We start from the raw sequence: 26,678 nt of genomic DNA, 5'->3' as shown, positions 1-26,678 counted from the left end.
ATTTAGTATGACTTCAAAAGTAACCTACAACGGAGAATTAAGAACCACTTGTGAACATGTGCGCTCCGGTAACACTTTCATTACGGACGCTCCCGTAGATAATAATGGTCTGGGACAGGCTTTTTCACCAACTGATACAGTAGCTACCGGGTTGGGGAGCTGCATGGTTACTATGATGGGGATAAAGGCCAAAGGACTAGGAGTAAAGTTGGATGGTTCTACGGTGGAAATCAAGAAGCACATGGCTGCCGGACCAAGACGTATCTCTAAAATTGAAGCCAAACTCATTTTGCCTTTGGATGTTTCGGAGAAGGATAGAAAAATCTTGGAGCATACGGCAATGACGTGCCCCGTGCACTACAGTTTGCATCCGGATATAGAAAAGGTAATCACATTTCATTGGGAGCTCTAAAAAACAGCCTTTGGGCCATTTGCTTGTTGGTGACCGGTATGGTTTTTTCCCAAGAGGAAGAAATCATGGTTTGGGATGCGGACAGAAAACTGCAATGGTCCGATTTTAAAGGCAGTTATTTTAAAACCGAATGGGCCGCAGCAACAACGGCCAGCGGTATTAGTTACTCGTTTTCATCTTTTAAGAAAGATGGGCAGCTCTATTTGAATTTTGTAGTGCAGAGCGAATTTTACCCCAATAAATCATGGTATCGCCCGGAATTATGCGATTCAATTATTTTAAGCCATGAGCAGTTGCATTTTGATATATCCGAGCTCTATGCCAGGAAAATGCGGGAACGGTTGGCCAAGACTCAATTTACAATGGATGCCAAGGCGGAAGTGAGGGCTATATATAAATCTATTTTAAAAGAGCTAAGCAACTTTCAGAACAAATACGATAGGGAGACCAATTTTTCCAGAGACTTGCAAAAGCAGTTGCTCTGGAACCAAGAAATTAAAGCTGCACTTAAAGAAGAAAAGCCTTCTCAGAATTAAATTCTAAGAAGGCTTTTAATATTTTATTTCTAGGCTGTTAGAATCTAAAAGAAGCTCCTAGTGTTAGGAAGGCAGCACCATAACCCGCTTCTGCAAAACCGGCAATACTGTCTGTAAAATACCAACGACCACCAACAAAAGCGGTTGCGCCAGGTCTGCTATTTAGGTCGTTAAAATCATCTCCGTTATAAATACGCATAGATATCATAGCTCCACCGTATACATCCAGGTTATCAATATCAAAACCGGTATAGTGATAGGCGCCACGAGCTCCTATGACCGTATAGGACCAGCTATAATCCGCATTGTTGAAGTTGCTGTCATAGGTGAATTTTTTGTAACCAAGGTATCCACCAAGACTAACAACACCGGGGCCAGGAACATCCCAAACGCCTCTTTCGTAGCTAGCACTGAACACGGGACTTTGTGTAGAAGTGTCGTATCCGCCGTAATATCCTCCTAAGCCAAGACCTACGTTAATTACGTTTGAGCCTACTTCAAATTCCTGGGCGGATGCAAGCTGCACTACAAACGTAAAGGCAGCTAATAGTGTAAGTGTTTTTTTCATTGTAATAGTGTTTAGTGTAATGTTGTTATTTAGAATAAAATTCTGGGTAAAATTACGTACATATTTTTTAATTGGCTTCTTTCGGCTTGTGAATTCGGTATAGAACACCATTTTATTTAGAGGTTGCAAAAGCATGTTTTTTCTTTGTATAGGAGCTATTCCCACGTAATAGTGCCGTTCATGGTCAAAGTTACTTTCGTTTCGGTATTAACAACTGTGGTTTCATTAAAAACCATTTCCTTTTTATCAAAATCTATATTGTAGTCGGCGCCGCAATCAATAAAGTTTCCGCCGCTAGGTACGGAACATCCAAAGCGGTATTCTTCACCGTTAATAAATATGACCATAGAGATGTCTTTTTCCGCAGAAGTAGTTCCACCGGCATTAAGGTCGTCTCCACCTATAAGAACAAAGCCTTTGTCAAGGTTTTTAGGTTCTGGTCCTTCTTCTGTAATTGGAGTGTTTTCGTCCGTTAAAATCACTGATTTTTCCGTGCCTGTCAAATCTGCACGACCAACGGCAATGTGTCCAACAACGAGCTCAGTGCCAACATCAGAGGTTTCATCACCGGACAATTCAATAGTGCCAAAATTGTTAGTTGTTTCTTCTTCTTCTTCTTCTTCTTCTTCTTCTTCTTCTTGCGGACTTTCTTCCACTTCCTCTTCTTCGTTGGTTTCCACTTCTTGTTCCTCTTCTTGTTCCTCTTCGGAGGTACTCTCGTTCTCTTCTTCTGTAACCGGGTCTTCTTCGCTTTGCTCTTTTGGAACGGGAGGGTCTATGGTTGAATTATCTTCGGAACAGGATATGGTGGTGCTCAGAAGGAGTATAAGTGTGTATATGGATACTATTTTCGGTAAATTCATTGTTCGCGATGTTTAGATGTTTGCGTTTTTAGTTTTGGAGTTATGTCCAGGTTACTGTGCCGTTCATGGTCAAGACAGAATTTGTTTTAGTATTGACAACTTTTGTTTCTAAAAATTGAATTTCCTTTTTTTTCAAGTCGATGAGGTAACTGGTCGTTTGCTGTAACTTGTTATTGGAAATGGGTGGGGGAGTGGTGTATTTGTACGCTACCCCCTCCATTGTGATATTTACGGACAAGGAGCTGAAAGAACTGTTGGCAGATGTTGTTCTTAGGTCTAGGCCAGTGATCAGAAAATAGTTTTGACAATCTTTGGGCTTAGGGCCGTAATCATTTATTTTGGTGTGGATATCTGTAAGTAAGATGGTTTTTCCAATAGCGGAGCTGCCTACGGCAAGGTTTCCGATTTTTAAGGACGTTCCCAAATTTGGGGTCTCTTTTCCGAACAATCGTATCACTCCTGAAATACTACAGGTGTCCTTTTTGTTTTTTCTCTTGCTTAAGTACTTGCTTTTTGGGAGGGATAGATTTAGACCCAGTAGCAGCAGATTAGTGCGGTAATGGTTCAGGTTTATTGCATTCATTTAGAAAAACAAAGTGAGGTTAAGTTTATTGTAATATCATTAATTGGCTGTGTCGCAATTTGCGGCATAGAATTCCAGTTGAGATTTTTGTTCTTCGCTTATAAAATCTTTACAAGTGTCCAGAATTTTTGCTACATCAGACTTTATATCATCACAATCTCTATTCTCGTCGTCCCATTTTTCATCAATGTCTTCAATTAAACGGGCGCAATCAAGTGCTTTTTGTGTGTCGCTAAGGTCGTCTACAACATCTTTTACGGAGCAATTAATAAAAGTAGACAAGGCTAAAAGAAAAGCTGAAAAATAGATTATAGATTTTTTCATGGTTTTGAGAGGTTTGTGGGTGAGGTTGTTATTGTTCGTTATATTCAAAATAGTAATCGGTAAACTTGCCATCGGTTACGGTAATGGATGTGCCGTCTTCAGTTTTTCCCGCAAAATTGAACTCACCAGAAAATTTTTGATTTTCGAAATCAATTGCAGTAATTTTTAGATAAATATTATCTACTTCTTCAAGGTTAGGGTCATCGTCTTCGTTCTCATTGTCATCTGTCACTTCACTTTCGTAATAATTTGCAATCACTCCTTCGTGGAGAAAATCTACTAGGGGGGAATCCCAGGTTTTGCCTGCTTTGAGAGTGGAAAAGTCTTCTCCTACGGCCCATAAAATAATTGTTTTAGCATTTACCAGCCCTAAGCTTATGTCGTAACCTGAGATGTATACCATAAATAGCTCATCGTTCTTTGTAATGCTTGCATAAATGGTATTGAATTGTTTTAAATATTCAGATGATTGAAATTCATTGCTGTTAGCAATAGCAGTCATGGAACCAGTATATAAGGCTTCTTCTTCTTCTTCTTCTTCTTTCTGTTCTTCTTGTTCTTCCTCTTGTTTCTGTTCTTCTTGTTCTTTGTCTATTTCTTCAAATTCATCTGAAAGGTCTTCGGCTAATTCGTTTATGGGATGATTGTCACATCCAACAGCAAAGCAAAGGGAGAGTGCGATGAAGATAATTAAAAATTTGTGTTGGTAGTGGTTCTTCATCATGGGAGTTGGATGTTTGGTTTGGTACGATGAAAGTAAGAAGAAGCGGCCTACTGTACCATGGGCATTTATTAACCGTGATAATCGTTGGGGTATGTGTTGGTTTTTTTGATATAATCGTAATTTCTGCATTTTTATATGTACAAACCTCAAAAAGAACAATTTATCACAATATTTCTTTTGTCTGTGTGGTGCTCACTTCTGCTAAACTGTTAAATTTGGAGAACCATATACCAACTGCGCCAATGCATTTTTTTAGAATAACCAGCCTTGTCATATTCCTTCTGTTATCAGTGTATACAGTAGAAGCGCAGCGGTCCAAAATTGATAGTTTAACTCTTCTTTTACGTAAAGCCAAGAATCAGGATTCGGTTAGGTTAAAAACTTTGAACGAGCTAGCGTATACCTATTATTCCGTTGATCCCAAATCTGGGGTAGATACGTCTCAAGAGGCTATTGATTTGGGGCTTCAATTGCAAAATTATGAAGGCACGGCTACTGCATATGCCTACAGGGGCCATAACTATAGCGCATTGGGTATGGACTCGCTGGCTTTGGAATCGTATGACTTGGCTATGAAAATACGAGAGGAGAACAATGACCTAAAGGGTGTTGCCAGGTTAATTTATAATAAGGGTTTGGTGTATTTTAATGAATCTGACTATGCCAGGGCCAACGATAACAACCGTAAGGCGTACGAGGTTTTTGAGCAAGCCAAGGATAGCTTTTTGATGGCTAAAATGTTAAATAGCATCGGCATTAATTATATGTACCTCTCTAAATATCCTGAGGCCATCAAAAGCTACTTGGATGCTAAGCGTATTTATGAGGATTTGGGGCTTACTCAGAATCGTCAATATGCATCTATTCTTAGCAATATAGGACTGTTGTATGCTAGATTGGAAAAGTTTAAAGAGTCGGAAAAATACCAAAAACAGGCCCTTTTATTTTTTGAAAAGAGTGATTTTCAGGAAGGTGTGGCCAATGCGCTAACCAATCTTGGGCGGGTTTATAATGACACCGGAAACTCGGAAAAGGCCATTGAGAGTTATAGGAAGGCTTATGATATCATGGAGAGTAATACCAATGAAAGAGGTATGGCCAGTGCGTTGACCAATATGGGAATCGCATATACTGAAATGGGAAAATACGCTAAGGCAGTGCCCTATTTTAAACAGACACAGAAAATATACGAGAAGTTAAAGAATACTAATAACCTGGCAATAGTACATCGTTCTTTGGGCGACTGTTATTTTTTAGGAGCGGATAAAAAAATGGCGCTTGCCGAAGAAAATTACGAGACTTCGTATAGATATGCCAAAGAAGCAGGTAGTATAAACTTACAGTTCAATGCTCTTGAACAACTGGCAAGTTTGCAAAGTGCAACGGGAAATTATAAACAGGCGTTTAAGAATAAAACCGATGCCGTAGTGTTGCGAGATAGTTTTGCTTCCGTAGAGAAAAAAGAAGAAATAGCAATTCTTGAGGCAGATTACGAGTACGAAAAAGAAAAATCTGCCCTTTTGGCTACCCATGAAAAGGAACAGGCTGTATCTAATGCAGAAATGGAACGTCAAAAACTTATGATAACGGGTTTGTCCCTCGGGGCACTTTTGATTGTTATTTTTTCGGTTATTGCTTTTCAACTGTATAAAAAAAGAGAACGGGTCTTGTCCGAAAAGAAAATTTCCGAATTCAAGACCAAGGTAGCGGAAACCGAACTAAAGGCACTTCGCTCACAAATGAATCCCCATTTTATTTTTAATGCCATGAACTCCATTAGTGATTATATGGCCAAGAATGATTTGCAGACCGCCAATACATTTTTGGTGAAGTTTTCTAAACTCATTAGGGCCATTTTGGAGAGTTCCGAGAAAAAATGGATTCCGCTAGAAGAAGACCTTGAACTTACGGAACTCTATATGCAAATTGAAGGATTACGTTTAAAGGACAAATTCGTGCATTCCTTTAAGGTGGGCGAAGATGTAGATGTTGAGAATACCATGGTACCACCACTAATCTTGCAGCCTTTTATAGAAAATAGTATCTGGCATGGGGTATCAAAAAAAGAGGCTATGGGGCATATAGATATTTCGGTGAAAACCGAGGGGCAGTTTTTAGTCTGTACGGTAGATGATGATGGGGTAGGGCGAAGAATGAATGGTGCAGCAAAAAAAGGAAAGACTTCAATGGGACTTAAAATAACCAAGAACAGACTTGATATTATAAACCAGTTGAAAAAAGAAAAAGGAAGCATCCAAATGTTCGATAAGGAAGAAGGGCTTCGCGTGGAGTTAAAACTGCCATTGGAACTTCAATTTTAAAGAATTTATGTTGAAAGCGATTATAGTTGATGACGAAAAGCATTGTCAGGATAGGTTACTTTTATTGCTGAAAACCTACGGTACGGTAGAAGTACAGGAAGTGGCCTCCTCGTACGAGGAAGGTCTGGACGCCATAAAAAGATATAGCCCACAAGTAGTTTTTTTGGATATACAGTTACACAATAAAACCGGGTTTGAATTGCTGCAGGCGGTGCCGAGCATTGATTTTGAGGTTATTTTTACAACGGGTTATGATAATTACGCTCTGGAGGCTTTTAAGTTTTCTGCATTGGACTATCTCTTAAAACCAATTGCGGAAGATGACTTGCAAACAGCCTTGGAAAAGCTGAAAAAGAAAATTTCGCTCCAAGAGATATCGCAGAAAATGGAAGTCTTGTTCCAAAATCTTGAGGGGCAAAAGACCAGTGATTTTCAGAAAATAGCGGTACCTACTGTAGATGGCCTTTCTATGATTGCCATAAAGGATATTGTTCGCTGCCAATCGGATATTAACTATACGCATCTGTATTTAAAGGATGATAAGAAACTTACCGTAGCCAAAACATTGAAGTATTTTGAGGCATTGTTGGATAAGCATCATTTTTACAGGACACATCAATCGCATTTGATCAATTTAACTTGTGTGGATAAGTATGTAAGGGGTAAAGGTGGCTACGCACTTATGAACGATGGTTCACATATAGAAGTGGCGGTGCGGAGAAAAGAAGATTTTTTAAAGAAATTAATGGGCTAAAAAAAACCTCCCCGAAGGGAGGTTAATAATTTTATACATCACAAATGGTAACGCCTTCTTTTAAGGCTGCAATTTGATCGTCCCATGTGGGAATGAATTCTTGGGCCACATAGCCTTTAAAACCTGTAGCAAGAATTGCTTTCATGATTGCAGGGTAAAAAAGCTCTTGAGTATCGTTTATTTCGTTTCTACCTGGATTTCCACCGGTGTGGTAGTGTCCAAAATATTGATGGTAATCTTGAATATTTCTAATAATGTCACCTTCCATAATTTGCATGTGGTAGATGTCATATAATAGTTTAAAATGCTCTGAACCTATAGCTTTGCAAAGTTCTACGCCCCAAGCACTGGTATCGCACATGTAATCCGGGTGGTTTACTTTAGAGTTCAAAAGCTCCATTTGAAGGACTACGCCATGTTTCTCTGCAATAGGCATTATTTTTTTAAGTCCTTCAGCGCAGTTTTTAAGTCCTTCTGCTTCATCCATTCCGTTTCTGTTACCGCTAAAGCAAATAAGGTTGGTATAGCCTGCTTCAGCTACTTTTGGAATGTGTTGTGAGTAATCTGCAATAAGTTCTTCGTGCAAAGAAGGGTCGTTCCAACCTTTTTCAATGCCGAAACCAGCGCCCCAGCACATAGAAGCATGAATTCCGTATTTTTTCATTAAAGGCCAATCTTCAGGACCAGTAAGGTCCATTGCTTTAATACCAAGTTCATTTAAGCTTTTTAGGAAATCTTCCATAGGAATATCCTTGTAGCACCAACGGCAAACGCTATGGTGAATATTTTCTTTTAACTTTACACTTTCAGCAGTTGGAGATGCCATGGCATTTGTAGTTTTGCAGGCCACCAATCCAACCGATGCGGCTGCAGATGTACCAATAAATTTTCTTCGTTTCATAATTTTGGCTATTAGGCGAAAATAAAGATAAAATTTTTAGATTTAAAAATGAATATAGCTCCGGATAAAGAAAAGTTAATAGAATTGGCACACTATAGAATGCCATTTGGGAAATTTAAAGGTAGGTATCTGGTGCAACTTCCGGAACCCTATTTGGTTTGGTATCAACAAAAGGGGTTTCCTGACGGAAAATTAGGAATACTACTTAAATCTATGTTGGAAATTAAGATAAATGGATTAGAGCCGTTAATTCATAAGATTCAAAAAGATTTTCCTAGGTAATACCTATGATTTCACTAGGGGATTTATATCTTTGTGCCCCGTAACAAAGAACACCAATATGTCGCAGACAAAGTATATTTTCGTTACGGGAGGTGTTACTTCTTCTCTAGGGAAAGGTATTATAGCCGCATCGCTCGCCAAATTGCTACAGGCACGTGGCTATAAGACAACGATACAAAAATTAGACCCGTATATCAACGTAGATCCAGGTACGCTAAATCCGTATGAACATGGCGAATGCTATGTAACCGATGATGGAGCGGAGACCGATTTGGATTTAGGGCATTACGAGCGTTTTTTGAACGTTCGTACCTCACAGGCCAATAACGTAACTACAGGTCGTATCTACCAAAGTGTAATAGAAAAGGAACGCCGCGGCGAATTTTTAGGTAAGACCGTTCAGGTGGTACCTCATATTACCAACGAAATTAAACGACGTGTTCAATTATTGGGCAATAGTGGCGAATATGATATTGTAATTACCGAAATAGGAGGTACCGTAGGTGATATTGAATCCTTACCTTATATAGAGTCCGTTAGACAATTACTTTGGGAACTTGGTGAAAATAATGCCATTGTAATACATTTAACCCTTGTTCCGTTTTTATCCGCAGCCGGAGAGTTGAAGACAAAGCCTACTCAACATTCCGTTAAAACGTTAATGGAAAGTGGAATTAAGGCCGATGTTTTGGTGTGCCGTACAGAGCACGAGATTTCTGACGAGATAAAAAATAAATTGGCGCTATTCTGTAACGTAAAGCGTGAAGCGGTCATTCAGTCTATTGATGCTTCTACAATTTATGATGTTCCCCTGTTAATGCAGGAAGAAGGTTTAGATACCGTGGTCCTAAAGAAATTGGCTTTGGCCGATGACGTAGAGCCGGATTTAAACCAATGGAAAGATTTCTTAGATCAGCATAAGAACCCGCAGAACGAGGTAAATATTGGCTTGATCGGTAAATATGTTGAACTTCAGGATTCTTACAAATCTATTTTGGAGGCGTTTATCCATGCCGGAGCAGTAAATGAAGTTCGTGTAAATGTGAAGTCCATTCATTCCGAGCATTTATCGGGTAAAGGACTTGAGAAAAAACTTAGTGACTTAAACGGTATACTCGTTGCACCAGGTTTTGGCGAACGTGGAATTGAAGGAAAAATACAGGCCGTACAGTATGCACGAGAGAACAACATTCCGTTTTTAGGTATTTGTTTGGGCATGCAAATGTCTGTTATTGAATATTCCCGTAATGTTTTGGAGCTTGAAGATGCCAATTCAACCGAAATGGATGAGAAAACACCTTATCCGGTAATTAATTTAATGGAAGAACAGAAAACCATCACCAATAAAGGGGGTACCATGAGATTGGGTGCATGGGACTGTGAGCTGTTGGATGGTAGTCTGGTAAAAGAAATTTATAAAGGAGCCGATAATATATCGGAAAGACACCGTCACCGTTACGAGTTCAATAGTGATTTTAAAGAGCAACTGGAGGCAAGTGGACTTAAAGCTACAGGTATAAACAAAGAAACAGGTCTTGTAGAGATTGTGGAAATACCTGAGCATCCTTGGTTTATAGGCGTTCAATACCACCCGGAATACAAAAGTACGGTCGCTAGCCCGCATCCGTTGTTCGTAGGGTTTGTAAAAGCGGCATTAAAACATAAAAAACAATAAACTAATGCCATTCTGGCATAATTTGAGCAATTGGGCATATATTTGCTAATTGACTGAACCAAACCCCTGTACATGATCGCTTTCTAAAATTGAAAGCGGTCTATTAACAATTATTTAGATGGAAGAAAAGAAAGTAGATATAAATTCCATAATCGGTTTTGTGCTGATTTTCGGGATATTGATATTTATGTTTTATCAGAATCAGCCCACTCCCGAAGAGCTAGAGGCCGAAAAAGCACAACAGGAACAAGTTGTTAAAGAGGAGGGCAGTGAGGCTTTACCATCTGAAAATTTAGCACAGTCTCCCACAATAAACCTTCAGGATTCTACGGCTGTAGCTAATTATCAAGGTAAAATAGGTGCCTTTGGGTATACGCAGCCAACCGATAAAATTACCAAGTTAGAGAATGATTTGGTTTCTTTGGAAATAAGCAACAAAGGCGGGCAGATTGTAGAGGCGCGTATGAAACAATACCATACGTACGATTCTATTCCTGTATATTTAATACACGAGGGTAATGCTTCGTTTGGTCTGAACTTCACAACCTCGGACAACCGTGTGCTGAACACCCAAGACCTTTATTTTGAGCCGTCCTTAACAGAGAGCAACGGTAACAGAGTGCTTTCTATGAAAGCCAAAGCGGGCCCTAATAACTTTTTAGAGTACCGTTATGAGATGAAAGAAGGAGATTACCTTGTAGATTTTACCATACGTTCACAAGGACTTAACGGTATTATAGACAGTAGCAGGCCTATAGATTTAGAATGGAATTTAAAGGGTATTCGTCATAATAAAAGTGTAGAGTACGAGAATAGATATACGGAACTTACCTACAATCATGATGATGGTAAAATAAGCTACTTATCACTTACGAGCGATGATGAGGAAACGGAAGAAGATGTAAAATGGCTATCCTATAGACAACATTTCTTTAGTTCTATTTTGGCCGGTAAGACCAACTTTAAGAATGCCGTACTTACTTCTAAAAACTTGGTGGAAGAAGAAAGTAAGGAAACGAAGTTTACTAAACTGTTTGGTGCAAAAGTGCCTTTGGAACTAACAGGAGGTGAGCTAGCGCAGAGTATGCATTGGTACTATGGGCCAACAGATGTAAAAGTGTTGAGTCAATACAAAGAATTAGGCTTGGATGATTCCATACCATTTGGATGGGGAATTTTTGGTTGGTTAAATAGATATTTGTTTACACCATTCTATTCTTTCTTAAGTTCTTTCTTACCGTTTGGTGTGGCCATTGTTGTTATGACCATTTTGGTAAGATTGGCAATGTCTCCCGTAACGTATAAATCCTATTTATCCCAGGCTAAAATGAAGGTGCTAAAACCTGAATTAGCGGAATTAGGAGAGAAGTACAAGGATAATGCTATGAAGAAGCAGCAAGAAACAATGAAGCTGTACGGAAAAGCTGGGGTTAGCCCAATGAGCGGATGTATACCGGCGCTATTACAAATGCCTATTTTCTATGCGTTGTTTATGTTTTTCCCTACATCTTTCGCTTTGCGCCAGAAATCATTTTTATGGGCAGATGATTTATCATCCTATGATGTTGTGGCCAATTTACCTTTTGATATTCCATTTTATGGGGATCACGTTAGCTTGTTCCCAATATTGGCTTCTATTGCCATATTCTTTTATATGACCATGACAACCGGTCAGAATATGCCGCAGCAGCCAGGTATGCCTAACATGAAGTTTATCATGTACTTAATGCCGCTTATGATGTTGTTTTTCTTCAATAACTACGCGAGTGGATTGAGTTTGTACTATTTTGTATCTAACATGATTACTATTGGTATTATGTTGGTTATTAAAAACTTCATTCTTGATGATGAGAAAATTCATGCCCAGATTCAAGAGAACAAGAAAAAGCCTAAGAAAGAGAACAAGTTCCAAAGAAGAATGCGTGAGATGATGGAGCAGGCCGAAGAGCAAAAGAAAACTGGCAAGAGGTAGTTCTAAAATTTACTTACCATCTTTATTATAATAAAAAAACCCTGACGTTAAGTCGGGGTTTTTAGCATAAAGTTAGGTTGGTTTGATAAGATTTGGGACTGTAAAGATGCAGCTTAATCAAGCTTTAAAAAAAAGAGAGTTGTAAAGAGCCCTTTTTTGTATGCTAACACAGGCAGCGGTGTTGTTTATTATTTCGGCACTTGAATTAATTGTTGTTTAACTCAGCATCGTCTTCAAAAAATATACGGGTCATATGCCATTTCAACGCTCTATTCAATCTTACATATCTTATATTAAATCAGTACTTTGTAAAAAAATGTCAATAAAAAAAGGTTGCTAACTTAGCGACCTTTTTCAACAATTGTAATAGTTTAGATTAGTCTTCCGATGCGCTAGGAATAAGAACCATATCTACTGCGTGAATGACACCATTTATGGCCTGAACATCTGCTTTTACTATAGCAATTCCCATATTTCCGGCTCCATCGGTAATTTCAAAAGAGTCTCCAGATGCGGAAAAAGTTAAAGCATCACCTTGTAATGTTGCAGGAGAAACCAAACCATCCGATAAATCGGAGGAAACAATGTTTGCTTCAGCAATTACATGATGCGTAAGTACAGCGGTTAAATCTTCACCTTCAGGAACCGCGGTAAGAGCAGCAAAAGCACTGTTCACCGGTGCAAAAACCGTAAATGGATTATTCTCGGTAGTAGAGCTTAAGATAGAAACAAAATCAGGTTGTCCTTCAGAAGTAAGTGCACCCACTAAAGATGAAAAGTTTTCACTGTCAGCAGTGGCAAACGTTACAACAGTTGGTAAATCTATAACGGTATCTACGGCGTGTATAATCCCGTTTGTAGTAACTACATCAGCTATAATCACCTTGCTGGAACCATTTAAGGTTACACCATCATCTGTATTAACATAGATACTTAAATTATCACCATCTTCATTGGTAGCGGCAGTATTCGCATAGCTATTGCTCAAATCACCTGCGGCTAAAGCTGCTCCCGCTATAACGTGGTTAGATAGAATAGAGTTTAATTCGTTTCCGTTAGAATTTTCAAATGCGGTAAAAGCATCATTGGTAGGAGCAAAAACAGTAAATTTTTGATCGGTACCGCTTAATAAATCCGTAAATACGGTGTTTCCATCTGCGGTCAATGCACCTACCAATTCCGTAAAAGCACTATTGTAAGTAGCGTGATTTACAACATTTGGTAAACCAATAACCTTGTCCACAACATGAATAGTTCCATTGGAAGCTTCAATATCTGCCGTAGCTACAGAAGAACCGTTAATAGTTACCCCATCCATAGTATTCACGTATAGACTTAGGTTTTTTCCATCTACACCGGCTGTAGAAGATGAACTATAATAAGCAGTTTCTAAATCTGCGGCCTTAACGTTACCTGAAACCACATGGTTCAAAAGTACTTGCTTTAAGGTTTCTTCGGGAATATCATCCAAAGATGAAAAATTGTTATCTGCTAAAAAGGCTTGAAAAGCCGAATCCGTAGGAGCAAATACGGTAAAAGGACCGTTACCTTTAAGGGTAGTTACTAAATCGGCTTCGTCAAGGGCTTCTACCAAAATAGACAAATCGGAATCGGAAATGGCGACATCTACAATTGTAGTTTCAGGCATTTCCTGTGGAATTTCGGGAGCGTTGTCATCATCACTACACGAAACAAATAAGATAGATACTAGGGCAAGGGGTAAAAGACCCTTAAAGTTGTTGAGAATCATAATAAAAATGTTAATGGTTTATATTAAAGCGAATAGAATTAAAGATTGACTAAAATCTAATCTGCTTTCTACGTTAAATCTGCGGCAATCTATGACAAAAATATTATTTTGTTTAACTCTTTTGACAAAAAGCTGAACACTTTTGAATTTAATGAAATGCTAAAATTGAATTAGAAAAGGTGGTATCCGTGTTTATTGATTAAATTTGTAGCTTTATTTATATTCATGAAAAAAGTAGTTGTAGGCCTCTCAGGAGGTGTGGATTCAAGCGTAACCGCATACCTTTTAAAAGAACAAGGGTATGAGGTAATAGGCTTGTTTATGAAGAATTGGCATGATGACTCGGTAACTATTTCGGAAGAATGTCCATGGTTAGAAGATAGTAACGATGCTTTGATTGTTGCTGAAAAACTGGGTATACCTTTCCAAACGGTAGATTTAAGTGTGCAATACAAAGAGCGTATTGTAGATTATATGTTTGCGGAATATGAAAAAGGACGTACGCCTAATCCAGACGTGCTCTGTAATCGAGAAATTAAGTTTGATGTCTTTATGGATATCGCCTTGGGATTGGGAGCGGATTACGTAGCTACGGGCCATTATTGCAGAAAAGGGACTATTACAAATGATGATGGGTCCGAAACATATCAGCTTTTGGCAGGTGTTGACGGCAACAAAGATCAGTCCTATTTTCTATGTCAGCTTTCGCAAGAACAATTATCTAAAACCTTATTTCCAATTGGGCATTTGAATAAACCTGAAGTACGACAAATTGCCGCAGATAACAATTTGATTACTGCCGATAAGAAAGACTCCCAAGGTCTTTGCTTTATAGGAAAAGTGCGTTTGCCAGAGTTTCTTCAGCAAAAACTGAAACCTAAAAAAGGGGTTATTGTAGAGGTGCCTTCGGATGTTATCCAGTATCAAAAAGAATTGCCTCAGTTTAAGAACAAATATGCAGAACTGTCTTTTTTCTCTGAGAAACCGGTTTATCAGGTTCAAGACGGAAAAATTGTGGGCGAGCATCAAGGGGCGCATTACTTTACCAAAGGGCAAAGAAAAGGTCTTGATGTTGGGGGGACTAAAGAGCCCCTGTTTGTAATTGAGACAGACGTAAACGAAAACGTAATTTACACAGGACAGGGCAAATCGCATCCTGGTCTATATAGAAGAACACTTTTTGTAACGGATGATGAACTCCATTGGGTACGAACAGATCTAGCGCTCAAGGAAGACGAAACTATGGAGGTAATGGCGCGCATTAGATATCGTCAACCTTTACAAAAGGCTGTTTTGTATAAAATTGATGGTGGTCTATACGTAGATTTTGAAGAAAAACAGTCCGCTATTACCGAAGGACAATTTGTTGCCTGGTACTTAGATGACGAGCTTATTGGCTCGGGCGTAATTTCATAGACAGGCTTTAATATATTTTCCATGCGGAACAGGATTACGGAACTTTTTGGTATTGAATATCCTATTGTTCAAGCGGGTATGGTTTGGACTAGTGGTTGGCGATTAGCTTCTGCCGTTTCCAACGCCGGTGGTTTAGGCCTGATAGGAGCTGGTAGTATGTATCCGCAAGTATTAAGGGAGCATATTCAAAAATGTCAACAAGCAACCCGTAAGCCTTTTGGTGTAAATGTGCCCATGCTTTATCCTGATTTGGATAAGCTCATGGAAATTATAGTAGACCTAGGTGTAAAAATTGTATTTAGTTCCGCAGGGAACCCAAAAACGTGGACCTCCTATTTACAGGAAAAAGGAATCACCGTAGTTCATGTGGTCAGTAGTTTAAAATTTGCGCTAAAATCTCAAGAGGCTGGGGTAGATGCCGTAGTTGCCGAAGGTTTTGAGGCCGGCGGACACAATGGCCGGGATGAAACTACAACCCTTACTTTGATTCCCGCTGTAAAGGAAAAATTAGATATCCCCATAATTGCCGCAGGCGGAATTGCAACCGGAGCCGCAATGCTTGCTACAATGGTATTGGGTGCGGATGCAGTACAAGTGGGGAGTCGCTTTGTGGCGAGTGATGAGGCATCATCACACCTATTGTTCAAACAAAAAGTAGTAGAAACAGGTGAAGGTGGTACACAGCTTACCTTAAAAGAATTGGCTCCCGTCAGGTTGATAAAAAACAAATTTTATAACGATGTTCAGAATGCCTATGCTAAAGGAGCTTCTAAAGAAGATTTGATTTCTTTACTGGGCAGGGCCCGTGCCAAGCGAGGTATTTTTGAAGGTGATATGGAAGAGGGCGAACTCGAAATTGGGCAAGTAGCATCACTGATCCATGATATTAAACCTGCTGCAAGAATTGTAGAGGATATGATGGCCGAATTTAAAATGGCAAAAAAGGCCATGGCATCTTTATAATAAGAATGGCATAAATGGAAACCCCATGATAAAAAAAATCCCTCCGGTTATGGAGGGATTTTTTTTCTTATTAGCCTTCTTTTAAATTGGCCAAGTACTCTATTAGGTCCCGTAATTCCCTTTTAGAAATTAAACGGCCCATTGGCGGCATCGCTGATGGCATATTTTCTCGTTTCTCTATTCGGGATATAGGAATGTCCAAAGGCTCTGCTTCGGAAGTTCTAAGCGTTAGTTCTTCATGGTTTTCGGCTTCAAGGATTCCGTTTACTTTTTGACCGTCTTTTAAAGTCAGCGAGACACTACCATATCCGGGCGCCAATCGTGCGCTCGGTTCTATAAGTGCTTCCAAGAGTTGTTCTCTGGTCAAAATATTACCAATGTTCTCTAGAGAAGGTCCAACATCGCCTCCTGCGCTACCTATGGCATGGCAGCGGGTACATTGTGCTGTTGGGTTTTTGTTGAAAACGTTTCGCCCATTGCGGTAATTACCACCTACTAGAGTTTCCTTAAACGCGTCCATTGAATTCCCATTTTCTTTAAGGGGTTTCAACTGTGCAATTAAGTTTTCGTCTTCTGTGGCTTCCACAGCCTCAATAAGGTCTAGAATAACACTTTGTTTTAGGCGGTCTGCGCTAGCTTGTTTTATCAACCCTTCTAAAACTTCTCCACTTTTCTCAACGGGAAGTTCACCTAGAACACTCAATAATTGTTGTTGCTCACGAACCGAACCTTTTTTGAAAATAGGACCTATAATACTTGGTAGATTCTCTTTTGAAATTTCCATTTTGGACATCAGTCCTATAGCAGTAGTACGAACATCCTTGTCAGCATCTTTCATACCATACTGCATGGCCGTTTCAATTTTGTCAAAACCTAGTTTTCCTAAGGCATTTAAAATTTCGGACCTAACCATTGGCGACTTATGTTTTTTCATAATGGAAAAAAGAGCGTCGTTATGAGAGTCGATTCCCAAATTGGCCAGTGTGTTGGTAATACCGATTAAAATATCTGTATTGGTGTCCTCGATAAAATCTGGAATATCCTTTTCAATTTTTTGCTTTACAACCTTAGGGTCTCTCTTAATTTCACCACGGTAGCGACCATCAACTCTATCCAGTACGGACGGTTCTGCCCAAGTACCAATTGTAGCGAGAGCTTCACCTCTTAGAATATTGGACCTGTTTTTGTCCTTGGCAAAAGTAATGAGGTTCTCAAGGGCTTTATCGTCTCCTACACGAAGTGCTGCATTAATTGCTCTTCTCAACAAAGGCTCCGAGTTGAATTTTTGCACTGTTAACATGTTCGCAAGTGCTGGAAGTGCGGCTTCAATGGAAAAATCATCATTGATTGCCCTTGCAGCCTCAGTAACAATGTATTCGTCTTCGTCATTTAAAAATTCAGCAACAGCAGGGTCTTGAAGTCTTCGTAAAACGAGTACGGCCGCTATTCTCAAGCTTCGGTTTGGATTGTGAGCCAGAGTAGTAATGGATTCGGTTTTACCAATTCTGGACAATGCCAAAACGGCCGCATGTCTCAGATACACATCCTCGTCATTGTTGGCTACAATAAGGTCCAATAGTGGTTGAATGGCGGCTTCGGTTTTAAATCTTCCCAAAGCTTGTGCCGCAAAGAACTTCACTCTTGGATTGTTATGCTTTAGAAGCGGTATTAATTTTGAGCCCGCTTCAGTATATTTTACATCGCCTAAAACCTTAGCGGCCTGGGCAATTATTTCAGGGTCATTGTCGGCTAACAAGGCAACAAGTGGCTCGGCCTCCGATGCCTTTTTATCGGCCAATTGGCCTATTCCCCAAATAGCATGTATACGTGCAAACTGGTTGGAATTTTTAGCGGCCGCTTCTTTAAGGGCCTTGTAGCCTTTTGAGCCATTTTTCACCAATTGAAACTGTGCTTTTTTTCTAATACGCATATCACCATAAGAGAGCAATTGAGTCAACTCGTCCGTAGATTGCTCTTCATAGTCCAAGGTCATAAGACGTTCTGTTTCTTTTCGCTCTGCGGATAAATCGTTTTTGGCATCGCTAACATCAAGTTTCCAAACGCGTCCGTAGTTTTTAGTTTTCCATCCGTTTACCCAGTCGGCCACGTACATGGCACCATCCGGACCAAATTGAATCCCCGTTGGTAGAACGCCACTCAAGATACTTTTGTCCGTATTCAGTTCAAAAGAAGCACCTTTAGGTTTTAAGTCAAAGGCCCAAATATTGGATCGGTCAGGGTTACCCACGAACTCTACTAAAAAGAATTTGTTGAGCCAATCCTTACCTAAAGCGGTACCCGGGTTAAAGGTCATACCGGTAGGGCCGTTATGGAAGTTTTTAATGGGCGGTACAATATATGCGGCCTGTCCTTCCCAACGTGGGGTAAACAGTTTTTCATCCATCCAAACCTTGTAGCCATTGTTTTTAGGGTCTGTGTATTTACCGTACTGCCAATTGGAACGCCAACCGGAATCAGAACCTTCAACAAGGTGTACCAGTCTTTCGCTTTCTCCGGCATGGTCGCCATCGTTATCGGAAGAGATGATGTTTCCATAGGCATCAAAAACAAATTCATGGGTATTTCGTAATCCTCTGGCAAAAACTTCAAAGCTGCTTCCGTCAGGATTGGAGCGTACAATAACCCCTTGGTTAGGGTATTTCAGGGTTTGGCCGTCTGCAGTGGTAAGGTTAGCCCCAATATCGCCAATACCCCAGTAAATCTTACCGTCTGGGCCTTCTATGGCACCGGACATTCCGTGGGCGGCAAAACCTATATGAACGGCAAAACCGTGTGCTAGTGATGTTTTTTCATCTAGGATTAAATCATCATTGGTATCCGTTAAACGCCACATATCCGGGCCTACACCAACAAAAACGTCATCTTCTCTTACTAAAAGAGCTCCAGCAACGTCTGTAATTTCGTCATTAAAATCTTCCAGTATTCGGGTAGATTTATCTGCAATGCCATTGTTATTGGTGTCTTCTAGCATCCAGATTTCATCCTTTTCTACGGTAAGGTCTTTCCAGTCATGGCTACCGTCTTCATTAAGGTCCGGGAACCATTCATTTTCTTCGCTCTTTTCCGGGGCAAATGTTTCATGAAGGAATTTGCGACGGTCCTCTACGGATTGTAGGGAAATAGAAGCGGTCATCCAATCTTGATGCCCTCTAATGTCAAATTCCGAGTTTTTCTGACGATTGGTACGTGTAAGGTACACTTTGCCTTCATCGTCAATTTGCATGGCAATAGGGTCCGGAGCCAAAGAATCTGACGCCCAAAGCGTTAGTTCTAGTCCGTCTGCGATTTTAGGACTTATGCCTTCTCGCATTTCTTTTGCTCTACTGACTTCGGTAAGGGAATCTTCTACAATAACCAGAGGGGTTTCCTTTGGTTTTTTTGGCTTGGATTCACAAGCGCAGAACAGGGTGATTAGAAGCGATACTGCAACTAATTGAGTGAGTTTGGTTTTGTTTGTCATTACTGTTTTGTATTCATTGGTAAGTAGCTGATAAAAATAGGCAATTATGAATACAGTAAACAACTAGCTTTTAATCTTTTTGCTGCGCATGTATGGCCCTTACGATAATCATAGCCTTGTCTTTTTCATCATCTCGCACATAAATGTCCAATTCGCCATTAATGTTAGCGGCAAAACCTGCTAAACGGGCAGATTCAGTAGCATCTTTAATGATAGGGTTGATGTCTACTTCCTTTAACTTCTCTTCAATACGTTGGGCGGTAAAACGGTTTCCCGAGTAAATTTTTACTTCTTTAGATTTCATAACTTTATTTTTATAACAATATGAAGTTAGTGTGTTATAGTAAAATTATGACCTCATAAAAAGTTAATTTTTGATGCTATGGCTTCTATTGATGAAAATGTTATTTGTTTTATGATTTCGTTAGAAAACTGATGGTCACCAAAAGTTGTCCCACATGGCGTTGGCTATGTTCAGCGGCATGAAAAAGAAGCCCTAAAGTGGTTGACGGTAATTTTTTGCGACCCACGGTACGCGGTTCTTTTAAGGTAGCTTCGTTCAATGTCTCGAAAAACAATAATGCTTCCTTAGTTTTATTTTGAAAGTTGAGAACTAAATCGGCGGCGTGTAGTTCTGCAGTCGGTTTTCCTTCATTGGCAAGGTAGGAAAATTGTGAATCCGTTAAACCCTTAGACTTGGCATAGGTAATCATACGGTCCAGAACTCCGGTAATATGTTTTAGGTGAAACCCTACAGAAGCCCTTCCGGCAATTTTAGTCCAGAGTTGGTCTTCGGGAAAACCCTGTAAATAACGTTCTATTTCTTCTGAAGATTGTAAGAGGGCATGAGCAGCGGGCTGCAAAAGCGAGGGAATTCCTGGAACCGGACCTCGCAGCCAAACTTCGGGCTGTGAATTTTGCATGAGTTATAGATTTTAATTTTTAATGGTCTTCGTGGTAATGTTGTTTTAAAATATCATTTCCAAAATCATTGGTCAGATCACGAATAACAGTGTGTACATGGTTGGCGTTGTTTTGGGTATTGTCATATTCAATTAAAATGGTAGGTCCTTGTAAACGGTAGTAGTGGCCTTTACCAGGTTTCAAACTACCTGCCCAAGCAAAAGAAAGCTTGTTTATATCCGCTTTGTCTATTTTTGACGACATAGATTTAGAAAATTCGGCTTCATAGTTGTTCAAGTAGAGGTGTAGAAGTTTTTGAAAGATTGTTTTTTGTTCTTGTGACAGGTCGGAATACCATACGCCATTGGGCTCTAACCTAGATGTGTTCCTGTTATTTCGGGTAAATATTTCGAAAGGTGCTTCATTAGAAAATACGGCTTGTACCAATTGTTCCTTAGATAGGGAGTTGAGCAGTTCAAAACCTAGTTTGGTCTCTTCTTTGAGTACTTCTTTCCCTTTTAAATTTCCGCTTGGCACAACACCTGGATTGGAACCCATAAAAGAGGGTGTAGCGGATACAATAGCTCCTTTGGAGGCTACAAAGTTCAAGGATACATGATGACCTTCAAAGCGCCAACCCCAATATGCTCCTTCCGCAGGTTTCCCAAATATTGAAAAGTGATAGTTTAAGGCGTCTCGCATTGGAGTGCCGTCCGGCATGGTACGTTCGTTGTTTTCTAGCACCGCTAAAATATTTTCCAGCGCCATTATTTCTGAGGTCTTTCTAAACCCTTCATGGCTCAAAGAAGCTTTTAATAGATGGGTGGCAGCCTCTTTTTGTTCTTCATTAAAGTCGTGAAAAGTGGGTCCTTTTCTTGCTATGGGTACATAGTTAAAATTGAAACGCTCTTCGTCGTTAATTTTAAATTGGGCCTTCACTAGAAGGTCTGAATCTAAAGTGTACAAAAAAGTTTGGGCAATATCGTGAAGGTCTTGAGCCTGTGCCTTTACAAATAGGAATACACAACAGGCTAGGAGTACGAATGGTTTTGGTCTCATTTCTATGGTTTTTGGTAAGGAGGTGAGCGAAACTAGTTTAAATTTAATAAACTCTACCCCAATTTACGAACCATAGGATTTGTACCCAATTTTAGTAAACGCTGTAATTGAGGTGGTTTAGTGTAGGTTTGCGCAAGAGGTCTAGTTCCTTTGAGTACCCGGATTTTTTAAAACTACGTAACAGTGCCTCAAAGTTTGAGCCGTTGGTAATCAGTTTTAATTGGTACTCTGCGCATTTAATAATAATCTGGGTCTCGGAAATTTTATACTCGGAAGGGTAAACCTTAAAATATCTTGATATACGGCTAGGTACGCCCAATTTTGTTAAAATATGCATTGGCGATAGATAAAAGGTATCTATAGTTTCTTTGCCTCGAACCAAACTAATGGATTCTATCTCTTCCTTTAAAATGGGAATGATACTGTCATGATTATCAAAATTACCAACAACCATAACCCCCATTGGTAAAATGTCTAGATTGCACTTTGTCTGACTTAAAAGTAAATCCGTTTTGTAATCCTTGTTTTTAAAATCTACAAGACGAAACTTGTATTTTGGATTAGGCTTTAAAAACTTAAAAAGGCTTGCAGCGGGTTTTGCAGTTAGAGGAGAAGTGCTTTTCATTCCTGTTCTGTAGGTTTGGTTCGTTGTTAGGCTTTTAGGGCGGTATTCTACATACCATGAGGGGACTGCAATTTACAGAATAATGATGATATTTTTTGGCTGTTAGTACCATGTTGCGGCATAAAACAAGGTTATCAAAAATGCGTTTTATCGATCAGTAATAGTGTTAGTAAGGGGTGGGAATTTCTTTTTATTCCATTTAAAAGTTATCAACATAAACGTTGGTGATAACTTGTTGAAAACTTTTTTGAGCTTTATTCGTTGTTGTAGCTGTTTGTTTTTTATGGGGACCTTTAGAGAAGCCCACGAGCCTTGATTTCCAGATACTTATTAATGGTGTTCATGGTTAGGTTTTCTGGCTTGGTCAAAATGGTTTGAATGCCATATTTCTGAAGTTCCTTTTGCATTAAGCGTTTTTCCAAGGCAAATTTTTCGGCAATAGTCTTGTGGTAAATGGCCTGAAGATCTTCTGCATCCGTAGAAATTAGTGTATCCAATTCTGTGTTCTCAAAAAAGATTACAACGAGCACATGTTTTTTGGAAATAGCGCTCAAGAACGGAAGCTGTCTTTTTAAGGCCGATATGTGTTCAAAGTTAGTGTAGAGCAGTAAAAGGCTTCTTTGATTCACTTTTCGCTTTATATGCGCGTAAAGCATGCCAAAATCCGAATCTGAAAATTGAGTGTCAATACTAAAAAGTTTTTCCAGGATGGTATTCAAATGTGTGATTTTCTGGATGGCCGGAACAAAGGATTCTATTTTTTTTGAGAATGTAATCATTCCCGTTTTGTCGTTTCGCTTTAGGGCAACGTTTGAGAAGGCTAAAGCGGAATTAATAGCATAATCTAAAAGTTTAAGCTCGTTAAATGGCATTTTCATTACTCGGCCCGTATCAATTATGGAATAGATTGGTTGGGAACGTTCATCTTGATATTGATTGACCATCAACTGATTTTGTTTGGCGGTAGCCTTCCAGTTAACAGTTCTAAAATCGTCACCTTGTACGTACTCCTTTATCTGTTCAAATTCTTGAGTATGCCCAATGCGGCGTATTTTTTTTAGGCCAACCTCGGTCAGTCGGTTATTGATGGCCAAAAAGTCATATTGCTGCATCTGAATGATACTTGGGTATACGGGTACCATTTGATCCTTTTGAAAGACAAACTTGCGCTTTACTATTTTTAAAGGCGATGACGCAAATACGTTTAAATTTCCAAAAACATACTCGCCACGGTCAACAGGTCTAACGGTGTAGCGGTATTCTTTTTTATCCCCTTTTGATAAACTGGTTTTATATTCAAAATTGCGCTTCTGAAATTGAGCGGGAAGTTCATCTATAATTGATACATGGACTAGAAATGCATACTGACTCTCAAACTGTATTAAAATAGGGTTTAAATCGCTGTTGGATAATTTTTTTGGTAATATCCTAGATGCTTTTATACCTGTTTTAGCGGTATATAATAAATACGCATCAAATAAGAAGAGCGCAATTAAAAGTAGGGTTAAAAGCCATGTAATAGGGTAGAGCATCGGCACCCAATAGCTGAGTATAAAGCTGGCGGAAAGAACAGTGATATACCTGAAAAAAACGTTGTGTATGTAGAACGATTTTAAAAATTGCATGCCTATCTCGGAATTTCTACCGACTCCATTATCATTTGAATTACGCTTTCCGTGGTCATGCCCTCCATTTCACGTTCGGGAGTTAAAATTACCCTGTGGTTAAGAACTGGCACCAAAGCTTTCTTAATATCTTCTGGAGTTACAAAATCCCTTCCGTTAATTGCAGCAAAGGCTTTTGCGGCATTTAAAGTAGCAATGGAAGCCCTAGGTGACCCACCCAAATAAAGATGCGGGTGGTTTCTTGTTTTGGAAATGATTTCGGCAATGTACCGTATAATTTTTTCCTCAACTATAACCTCTTGAATGTTCGCTTTAAAACCAGCTAATTTTTCGGGTGTAAGCACACCGTTTATCATTTCTTTTACGACAGTACCTTTGCGTTCATGATGAGTTTTTATAATCAGAATTTCCTCATCAAGCGAAGGGTATTCTACTTTTATTTTGAATAGAAAACGATCTAGTTGCGCTTCTGGTAAGGCGTAAGTTCCTTCTTGATCAATTGGGTTTTGCGTAGCCAATACCATAAATGGAGCTTCCATTTTGTAAGTGGTACCGTCCATGGTTATTTGACGTTCTTCCATGGTTTCGAACATGGCGGCCTGGGTTTTTGCCGGAGCCCTGTTTATCTCATCAATAAGCACGATATTGGAGAAAATAGGTCCTTTCTTATATTCGAACTCGGAAGTTTTTATATTAAAAATTGAGGTACCTAGAATATCGCTTGGCATAAGATCCGGTGTAAATTGAATCCTGCTAAAATCGGTTTTTAAAGTTTTGGCAAAAAGCTTTGCGGTAATGGTCTTGGCAATGCCCGGGACCCCTTCAATAAGCACATGCCCATCTACTAAAAGGGACACAATGAGAAGTTCAACAAAGTTTTCTTGGCCAATAATAACCTTGGAAAGCTCGTTTTTGATTTCGCCAACGGCGTTCTTCAAATCTTCTAGAGGAACGCGATTGTTAAAGTTGAGGTCTTCATTTTGAATCTCATTATTTTCCATGTGATTTCTTTTTAAAATTTTCTATGGCCGAATTCAGTTTTTGTAACTCATTATCGGTTAGGTTATCCTTTACTTCCAATTGTGCTATAAGTGAGAAAAGTGCTTTAATTTCTTCCTTGGTATGATGGCTTCGCGATGCTAAATTGATGTAAAACTCGTCGTCCTTATTCAATGTATTCAAATAGAAACGGGAGCGGATGTATTCCAGAAAATGAACCACCTTATGTTCCGCAATTTGTTTTCGTTCCCCTTTTTCAAAGTACATATCGGCAATGGTACGGGTAAAGGCCAGCGTTTGGTTTTTAAGCGGGTTAATTACCGGTATGGCCCTTTGCTTACGTTTTCCTTCAAAAAATACATAGATAACAATACCGATCAGGGCAAGATAGTAAGCCCACCTAAATTCTTTGGTATTGAGAAAAACGTGCATAGGTGATGTGTAAACCGCTTTTCCGCTTTTGTAATGGTTATCCATATAAATTGTTCGGGAATCGTCTAAATAGGATAGAAGCCCCGCCGTATATGTTTTGTTGTTGTCCTTTAGAATAAAGTAGTTTGTAAAAGCTTTAGGAAAAGTACTTAGAATAATCTCTCCTTTTCCAAATGACCTTTTGATTACGTTGTTTACTTCTTCATCTTTCTTTTGGGTCTTCTCTATATTGGTTACAGTTCCTAAGATAGTCATGGAATCCGTCCCGTATTTCACAAAATACGTAACGTAATCTTCTTTGTTAAAAACGTAGCCGTCTTCTGAATCTAGCGCAGGGTTCACCAATCTGTGTTTATGGGACCGTATGTTTTCTAATCCGCTAAAAAGGGTAGCGGTATTTAGCTTAAGAGTGTCCAAAAGTTTTTCTTCGTAATCTTCAGAAGCTATAAATAATGTATTGCCCTTTTCTACCCAGTCTAAAAGAGAGAACAGTTCCGAATCACCAAAACTTACATTGTTGTTTACAAAAAAGTAGGTTCCGGAAGCTTCTTCGTTAGTTTTAAGGAATTCAAAAGGAGGAATATTAACCTGCTTAATTTTATTCGGAAAAAGATGTTCCATAACATCGTTCAACACAAAAGTGCCATAGGGTATTTTGTGCTTGGCCACGTAAGAGTTGGTCCAGTTGATCTGTTTGGGACTGTTATATTGAATAACCATTAACAGGGCCACCGTAGCTATGGATACCACAATATATTTTAGACCTTTTTTATCCATTGGAGCTTATGATTTTTTCAATGGATTCAAATGTTCCTTTTGCTTTTTGGTAGGCGGTTTCATCAATATAAAAACCTCCGTACCAAGTAAAATTGTATAAACGGGTAATTGCGGTAAACGGACTTTGGAGATCGGTTTTTGAAATTTCTTTTAAGTAGTCATCATTGGTTTTTTGCAGTTCCCATGAAATGAGTTCTTTCTCGCTCATTAATTTTAATACCTGTAAATAGGAGTATCGTACCGCCAACCGGAAGTCCTTTTGGGAAAGGGCTTGGTTAATTAAATCCTGAATATTTTCATTTTTAATTATATGCTCTTCCTCTGAAAGGGAAACCAAGGCCTTGTTTTTTGAGGCTTGTTTAAGTGCACTGGCGTTGATATTTAGAAAAAACCGAATGAGAATATAGATCAGTACACCTAGAAGCAAATAAGGTACAAGGCGTATGAATGCGGCAAGAATGCCAGAAGCTTCCTCAACACCAAAAATATTCTCAAGAATACGGAGCATGAGGTTGTTGAGCCAGCTTTTAAAATCGTCCCACCAAGTGGGGTCTATTTCGACAACTTCATACTGAAAATCCTTATCCTCATAAAATTTGCTTAGATCGGAGTCGCTAATAGTCTTGACTTCAAGAGGAGCGGAGTCATAGACAATATTTAGAGAATCTTTCTGCGCAGAAAGAATTCCGGCCCAGTATATGCCTAGCAGTAAAAGGAAATGCAGTTTTCGCAT

Annotated in this window: 25 protein-coding genes; 9 read left to right on the top strand and 16 right to left on the bottom strand. The window is 39.3% G+C overall.

Going from position 1 to position 26,678, the window contains the following annotated elements:
* The first annotated feature begins 7 nt into the window (after positions 1 to 7).
* Together KO513_RS04285 and KO513_RS04280 are read left to right on the top strand one after the other, a co-directional pair.
* The gene (locus KO513_RS04285) at positions 8 to 412 is read left to right on the top strand and encodes an OsmC family protein (protein ID WP_215912430.1); all 405 of its coding nucleotides are present in this window, start codon (positions 8 to 10) and stop codon (positions 410 to 412) included.
* Positions 400 to 948, top strand: coding sequence for a DUF922 domain-containing protein (locus tag KO513_RS04280; RefSeq protein WP_252735677.1), 549 nt, complete (start codon positions 400 to 402; stop codon positions 946 to 948). The genes KO513_RS04285 and KO513_RS04280 overlap by 13 nt, the downstream gene beginning before the upstream one ends.
* A gap of 37 nt (positions 949 to 985) precedes the next feature.
* Here the strand turns inward: KO513_RS04280 and KO513_RS04275 are convergent, their stop codons facing one another.
* From KO513_RS04275 to KO513_RS04255, 5 genes are all read right to left on the bottom strand, one after another.
* The gene (locus KO513_RS04275) at positions 986 to 1,516 is read right to left on the bottom strand and encodes a hypothetical protein (RefSeq protein WP_215440970.1); all 531 of its coding nucleotides are present in this window, start codon (positions 1,514 to 1,516) and stop codon (positions 986 to 988) included.
* A 155-nt stretch (positions 1,517 to 1,671) separates the two neighbouring features.
* On the bottom strand, positions 1,672 to 2,379 hold the full coding sequence (locus tag KO513_RS04270; RefSeq protein ID WP_215912429.1) for a hypothetical protein: 708 nt from the start codon (positions 2,377 to 2,379) through the stop codon (positions 1,672 to 1,674).
* A 40-nt stretch (positions 2,380 to 2,419) separates the two neighbouring features.
* On the bottom strand, positions 2,420 to 2,962 hold the full coding sequence (locus KO513_RS04265) for a hypothetical protein (protein WP_215912428.1): 543 nt from the start codon (positions 2,960 to 2,962) through the stop codon (positions 2,420 to 2,422).
* A 39-nt stretch (positions 2,963 to 3,001) separates the two neighbouring features.
* Positions 3,002 to 3,286 (bottom strand): hypothetical protein, encoded by a 285-nt coding sequence (locus KO513_RS04260; RefSeq protein ID WP_215440964.1) that lies wholly within the window; start codon positions 3,284 to 3,286, stop codon positions 3,002 to 3,004.
* Positions 3,287 to 3,314: 28 nt separating this feature from the next.
* A complete protein-coding gene (locus KO513_RS04255; protein WP_215912427.1) occupies positions 3,315 to 4,010 on the bottom strand; it encodes a hypothetical protein in 696 nt (231 codons plus the stop codon).
* 26 nt (positions 4,011 to 4,036) lie between these two features.
* Here KO513_RS04255 and KO513_RS04250 point away from each other — a divergent pair, with 26 nt between their 5' ends.
* Together KO513_RS04250 and KO513_RS04245 are read left to right on the top strand one after the other, a co-directional pair.
* Positions 4,037 to 6,331: a tetratricopeptide repeat-containing sensor histidine kinase gene (locus KO513_RS04250; RefSeq protein WP_215912426.1), complete on the top strand. Its 2,295-nt coding sequence runs from the start codon at positions 4,037 to 4,039 to the stop codon at positions 6,329 to 6,331.
* A gap of 7 nt (positions 6,332 to 6,338) precedes the next feature.
* Positions 6,339 to 7,085, top strand: coding sequence for a LytR/AlgR family response regulator transcription factor (locus tag KO513_RS04245; RefSeq protein WP_215912425.1), 747 nt, complete (start codon positions 6,339 to 6,341; stop codon positions 7,083 to 7,085).
* Between the two features lie 31 nt (positions 7,086 to 7,116).
* Here KO513_RS04245 and KO513_RS04240 read toward each other — a convergent pair whose 3' ends face one another.
* On the bottom strand, positions 7,117 to 7,986 hold the full coding sequence (locus KO513_RS04240) for a hydroxypyruvate isomerase family protein (protein WP_215912424.1): 870 nt from the start codon (positions 7,984 to 7,986) through the stop codon (positions 7,117 to 7,119).
* A 48-nt stretch (positions 7,987 to 8,034) separates the two neighbouring features.
* On the opposite strand from KO513_RS04240, the gene KO513_RS04235 reads away from it, so the two are divergent.
* From KO513_RS04235 to yidC, 3 genes are all read left to right on the top strand, one after another.
* Entirely contained in the window at positions 8,035 to 8,268 is a 234-nt protein-coding gene (locus KO513_RS04235; RefSeq protein WP_215440954.1) for a DUF3820 family protein, read from the top strand.
* Positions 8,269 to 8,326: 58 nt separating this feature from the next.
* Positions 8,327 to 9,943 (top strand): CTP synthase, encoded by a 1,617-nt coding sequence (locus KO513_RS04230; RefSeq protein ID WP_215912423.1) that lies wholly within the window; start codon positions 8,327 to 8,329, stop codon positions 9,941 to 9,943.
* A gap of 118 nt (positions 9,944 to 10,061) precedes the next feature.
* A complete protein-coding gene (gene yidC / locus KO513_RS04225; RefSeq protein WP_215912422.1) occupies positions 10,062 to 11,915 on the top strand; it encodes a membrane protein insertase YidC in 1,854 nt (617 codons plus the stop codon).
* Positions 11,916 to 12,291: 376 nt separating this feature from the next.
* On the opposite strand, the gene KO513_RS04220 is transcribed toward yidC, so the two are convergent.
* Positions 12,292 to 13,665, bottom strand: coding sequence for a fasciclin domain-containing protein (locus tag KO513_RS04220; RefSeq protein WP_215912421.1), 1,374 nt, complete (start codon positions 13,663 to 13,665; stop codon positions 12,292 to 12,294).
* Between the two features lie 225 nt (positions 13,666 to 13,890).
* Here KO513_RS04220 and mnmA point away from each other — a divergent pair, with 225 nt between their 5' ends.
* Both mnmA and KO513_RS04210 read left to right on the top strand, forming a co-directional pair.
* Positions 13,891 to 15,081, top strand: coding sequence for a tRNA 2-thiouridine(34) synthase MnmA (mnmA, locus tag KO513_RS04215; RefSeq protein WP_215440946.1), 1,191 nt, complete (start codon positions 13,891 to 13,893; stop codon positions 15,079 to 15,081).
* Between the two features lie 21 nt (positions 15,082 to 15,102).
* Positions 15,103 to 16,044 (top strand): NAD(P)H-dependent flavin oxidoreductase, encoded by a 942-nt coding sequence (locus tag KO513_RS04210; RefSeq protein WP_215912420.1) that lies wholly within the window; start codon positions 15,103 to 15,105, stop codon positions 16,042 to 16,044.
* A 70-nt stretch (positions 16,045 to 16,114) separates the two neighbouring features.
* Here the strand turns inward: KO513_RS04210 and KO513_RS04205 are convergent, their stop codons facing one another.
* From KO513_RS04205 to KO513_RS04165, 9 genes are all read right to left on the bottom strand, one after another.
* Complete coding sequence (locus tag KO513_RS04205) at positions 16,115 to 19,525, bottom strand: PVC-type heme-binding CxxCH protein (protein WP_215912419.1); 3,411 nt, start codon at positions 19,523 to 19,525, stop codon at positions 16,115 to 16,117.
* Between the two features lie 70 nt (positions 19,526 to 19,595).
* Positions 19,596 to 19,829, bottom strand: a complete 234-nt coding sequence (locus KO513_RS04200) for a putative signal transducing protein (RefSeq protein WP_215912418.1) — start codon at positions 19,827 to 19,829, stop codon at positions 19,596 to 19,598.
* 109 nt (positions 19,830 to 19,938) lie between these two features.
* The gene (locus KO513_RS04195) at positions 19,939 to 20,448 is read right to left on the bottom strand and encodes a DinB family protein (RefSeq protein ID WP_215912417.1); all 510 of its coding nucleotides are present in this window, start codon (positions 20,446 to 20,448) and stop codon (positions 19,939 to 19,941) included.
* 19 nt (positions 20,449 to 20,467) lie between these two features.
* Positions 20,468 to 21,487 (bottom strand): DUF3500 domain-containing protein, encoded by a 1,020-nt coding sequence (locus KO513_RS04190; protein WP_215912416.1) that lies wholly within the window; start codon positions 21,485 to 21,487, stop codon positions 20,468 to 20,470.
* A 91-nt stretch (positions 21,488 to 21,578) separates the two neighbouring features.
* Positions 21,579 to 22,112, bottom strand: a complete 534-nt coding sequence (locus KO513_RS04185) for a hypothetical protein (protein ID WP_215440936.1) — start codon at positions 22,110 to 22,112, stop codon at positions 21,579 to 21,581.
* Between the two features lie 293 nt (positions 22,113 to 22,405).
* Positions 22,406 to 23,737 carry a DUF58 domain-containing protein gene (locus KO513_RS04180; RefSeq protein ID WP_215912415.1) on the bottom strand — a complete coding sequence of 444 codons (1,332 nt, stop codon included), beginning with the start codon at positions 23,735 to 23,737 and terminating at the stop codon, positions 22,406 to 22,408.
* 2 nt (positions 23,738 to 23,739) lie between these two features.
* Positions 23,740 to 24,738, bottom strand: coding sequence for an AAA family ATPase (locus KO513_RS04175; protein WP_215912414.1), 999 nt, complete (start codon positions 24,736 to 24,738; stop codon positions 23,740 to 23,742).
* Positions 24,728 to 25,945, bottom strand: coding sequence for a DUF4350 domain-containing protein (locus tag KO513_RS04170; RefSeq protein ID WP_215912413.1), 1,218 nt, complete (start codon positions 25,943 to 25,945; stop codon positions 24,728 to 24,730). Before KO513_RS04170 ends, KO513_RS04175 begins: the two co-directional genes overlap by 11 nt.
* Entirely contained in the window at positions 25,938 to 26,678 is a 741-nt protein-coding gene (locus tag KO513_RS04165) for a DUF4129 domain-containing protein (protein WP_215912412.1), read from the bottom strand. Before KO513_RS04165 ends, KO513_RS04170 begins: the two co-directional genes overlap by 8 nt.

The sequence above is a fragment of the Zobellia sp. B3R18 genome (assembly GCF_018860715.1).
Classification (GTDB): domain Bacteria; phylum Bacteroidota; class Bacteroidia; order Flavobacteriales; family Flavobacteriaceae; genus Zobellia; species Zobellia russellii.
The sequence above is the reverse complement of the archived record's forward strand: the minus strand, read 5'-3'. Positions and strand labels throughout refer to the sequence as shown.

What these genes read in the sequence shown, in the direction of transcription:
- KO513_RS04285 (WP_215912430.1), top strand. Translation starts at nt 8, where the DNA reads ATGACTTCAAAAGTAACCTACAACGGAGAATTAAGAACCACTTGTGAA.
- KO513_RS04260 (WP_215440964.1), bottom strand. Translation starts at nt 3,286, where the DNA reads ATGAAAAAATCTATAATCTATTTTTCAGCTTTTCTTTTAGCCTTGTCT.
- KO513_RS04255 (WP_215912427.1), bottom strand. Translation starts at nt 4,010, where the DNA reads ATGATGAAGAACCACTACCAACACAAATTTTTAATTATCTTCATCGCA.
- KO513_RS04245 (WP_215912425.1), top strand. Translation starts at nt 6,339, where the DNA reads ATGTTGAAAGCGATTATAGTTGATGACGAAAAGCATTGTCAGGATAGG.
- KO513_RS04250 (WP_215912426.1), top strand. Translation starts at nt 4,037, where the DNA reads ATGAAAGTAAGAAGAAGCGGCCTACTGTACCATGGGCATTTATTAACC.
- KO513_RS04220 (WP_215912421.1), bottom strand. Translation starts at nt 13,665, where the DNA reads ATGATTCTCAACAACTTTAAGGGTCTTTTACCCCTTGCCCTAGTATCT.
- mnmA (WP_215440946.1), top strand. Translation starts at nt 13,891, where the DNA reads ATGAAAAAAGTAGTTGTAGGCCTCTCAGGAGGTGTGGATTCAAGCGTA.
- KO513_RS04270 (WP_215912429.1), bottom strand. Translation starts at nt 2,379, where the DNA reads ATGAATTTACCGAAAATAGTATCCATATACACACTTATACTCCTTCTG.
- KO513_RS04170 (WP_215912413.1), bottom strand. Translation starts at nt 25,945, where the DNA reads ATGGATAAAAAAGGTCTAAAATATATTGTGGTATCCATAGCTACGGTG.
- KO513_RS04195 (WP_215912417.1), bottom strand. Translation starts at nt 20,448, where the DNA reads ATGCAAAATTCACAGCCCGAAGTTTGGCTGCGAGGTCCGGTTCCAGGA.
- KO513_RS04185 (WP_215440936.1), bottom strand. Translation starts at nt 22,112, where the DNA reads ATGAAAAGCACTTCTCCTCTAACTGCAAAACCCGCTGCAAGCCTTTTT.
- KO513_RS04240 (WP_215912424.1), bottom strand. Translation starts at nt 7,986, where the DNA reads ATGAAACGAAGAAAATTTATTGGTACATCTGCAGCCGCATCGGTTGGA.
- KO513_RS04165 (WP_215912412.1), bottom strand. Translation starts at nt 26,678, where the DNA reads ATGCGAAAACTGCATTTCCTTTTACTGCTAGGCATATACTGGGCCGGA.
- KO513_RS04200 (WP_215912418.1), bottom strand. Translation starts at nt 19,829, where the DNA reads ATGAAATCTAAAGAAGTAAAAATTTACTCGGGAAACCGTTTTACCGCC.
- KO513_RS04235 (WP_215440954.1), top strand. Translation starts at nt 8,035, where the DNA reads ATGAATATAGCTCCGGATAAAGAAAAGTTAATAGAATTGGCACACTAT.
- KO513_RS04265 (WP_215912428.1), bottom strand. Translation starts at nt 2,962, where the DNA reads ATGAATGCAATAAACCTGAACCATTACCGCACTAATCTGCTGCTACTG.
- KO513_RS04180 (WP_215912415.1), bottom strand. Translation starts at nt 23,737, where the DNA reads ATGCAATTTTTAAAATCGTTCTACATACACAACGTTTTTTTCAGGTAT.
- KO513_RS04275 (WP_215440970.1), bottom strand. Translation starts at nt 1,516, where the DNA reads ATGAAAAAAACACTTACACTATTAGCTGCCTTTACGTTTGTAGTGCAG.
- KO513_RS04230 (WP_215912423.1), top strand. Translation starts at nt 8,327, where the DNA reads ATGTCGCAGACAAAGTATATTTTCGTTACGGGAGGTGTTACTTCTTCT.
- KO513_RS04190 (WP_215912416.1), bottom strand. Translation starts at nt 21,487, where the DNA reads ATGAGACCAAAACCATTCGTACTCCTAGCCTGTTGTGTATTCCTATTT.
- yidC (WP_215912422.1), top strand. Translation starts at nt 10,062, where the DNA reads ATGGAAGAAAAGAAAGTAGATATAAATTCCATAATCGGTTTTGTGCTG.
- KO513_RS04175 (WP_215912414.1), bottom strand. Translation starts at nt 24,738, where the DNA reads ATGGAAAATAATGAGATTCAAAATGAAGACCTCAACTTTAACAATCGC.
- KO513_RS04210 (WP_215912420.1), top strand. Translation starts at nt 15,103, where the DNA reads ATGCGGAACAGGATTACGGAACTTTTTGGTATTGAATATCCTATTGTT.
- KO513_RS04205 (WP_215912419.1), bottom strand. Translation starts at nt 19,525, where the DNA reads ATGACAAACAAAACCAAACTCACTCAATTAGTTGCAGTATCGCTTCTA.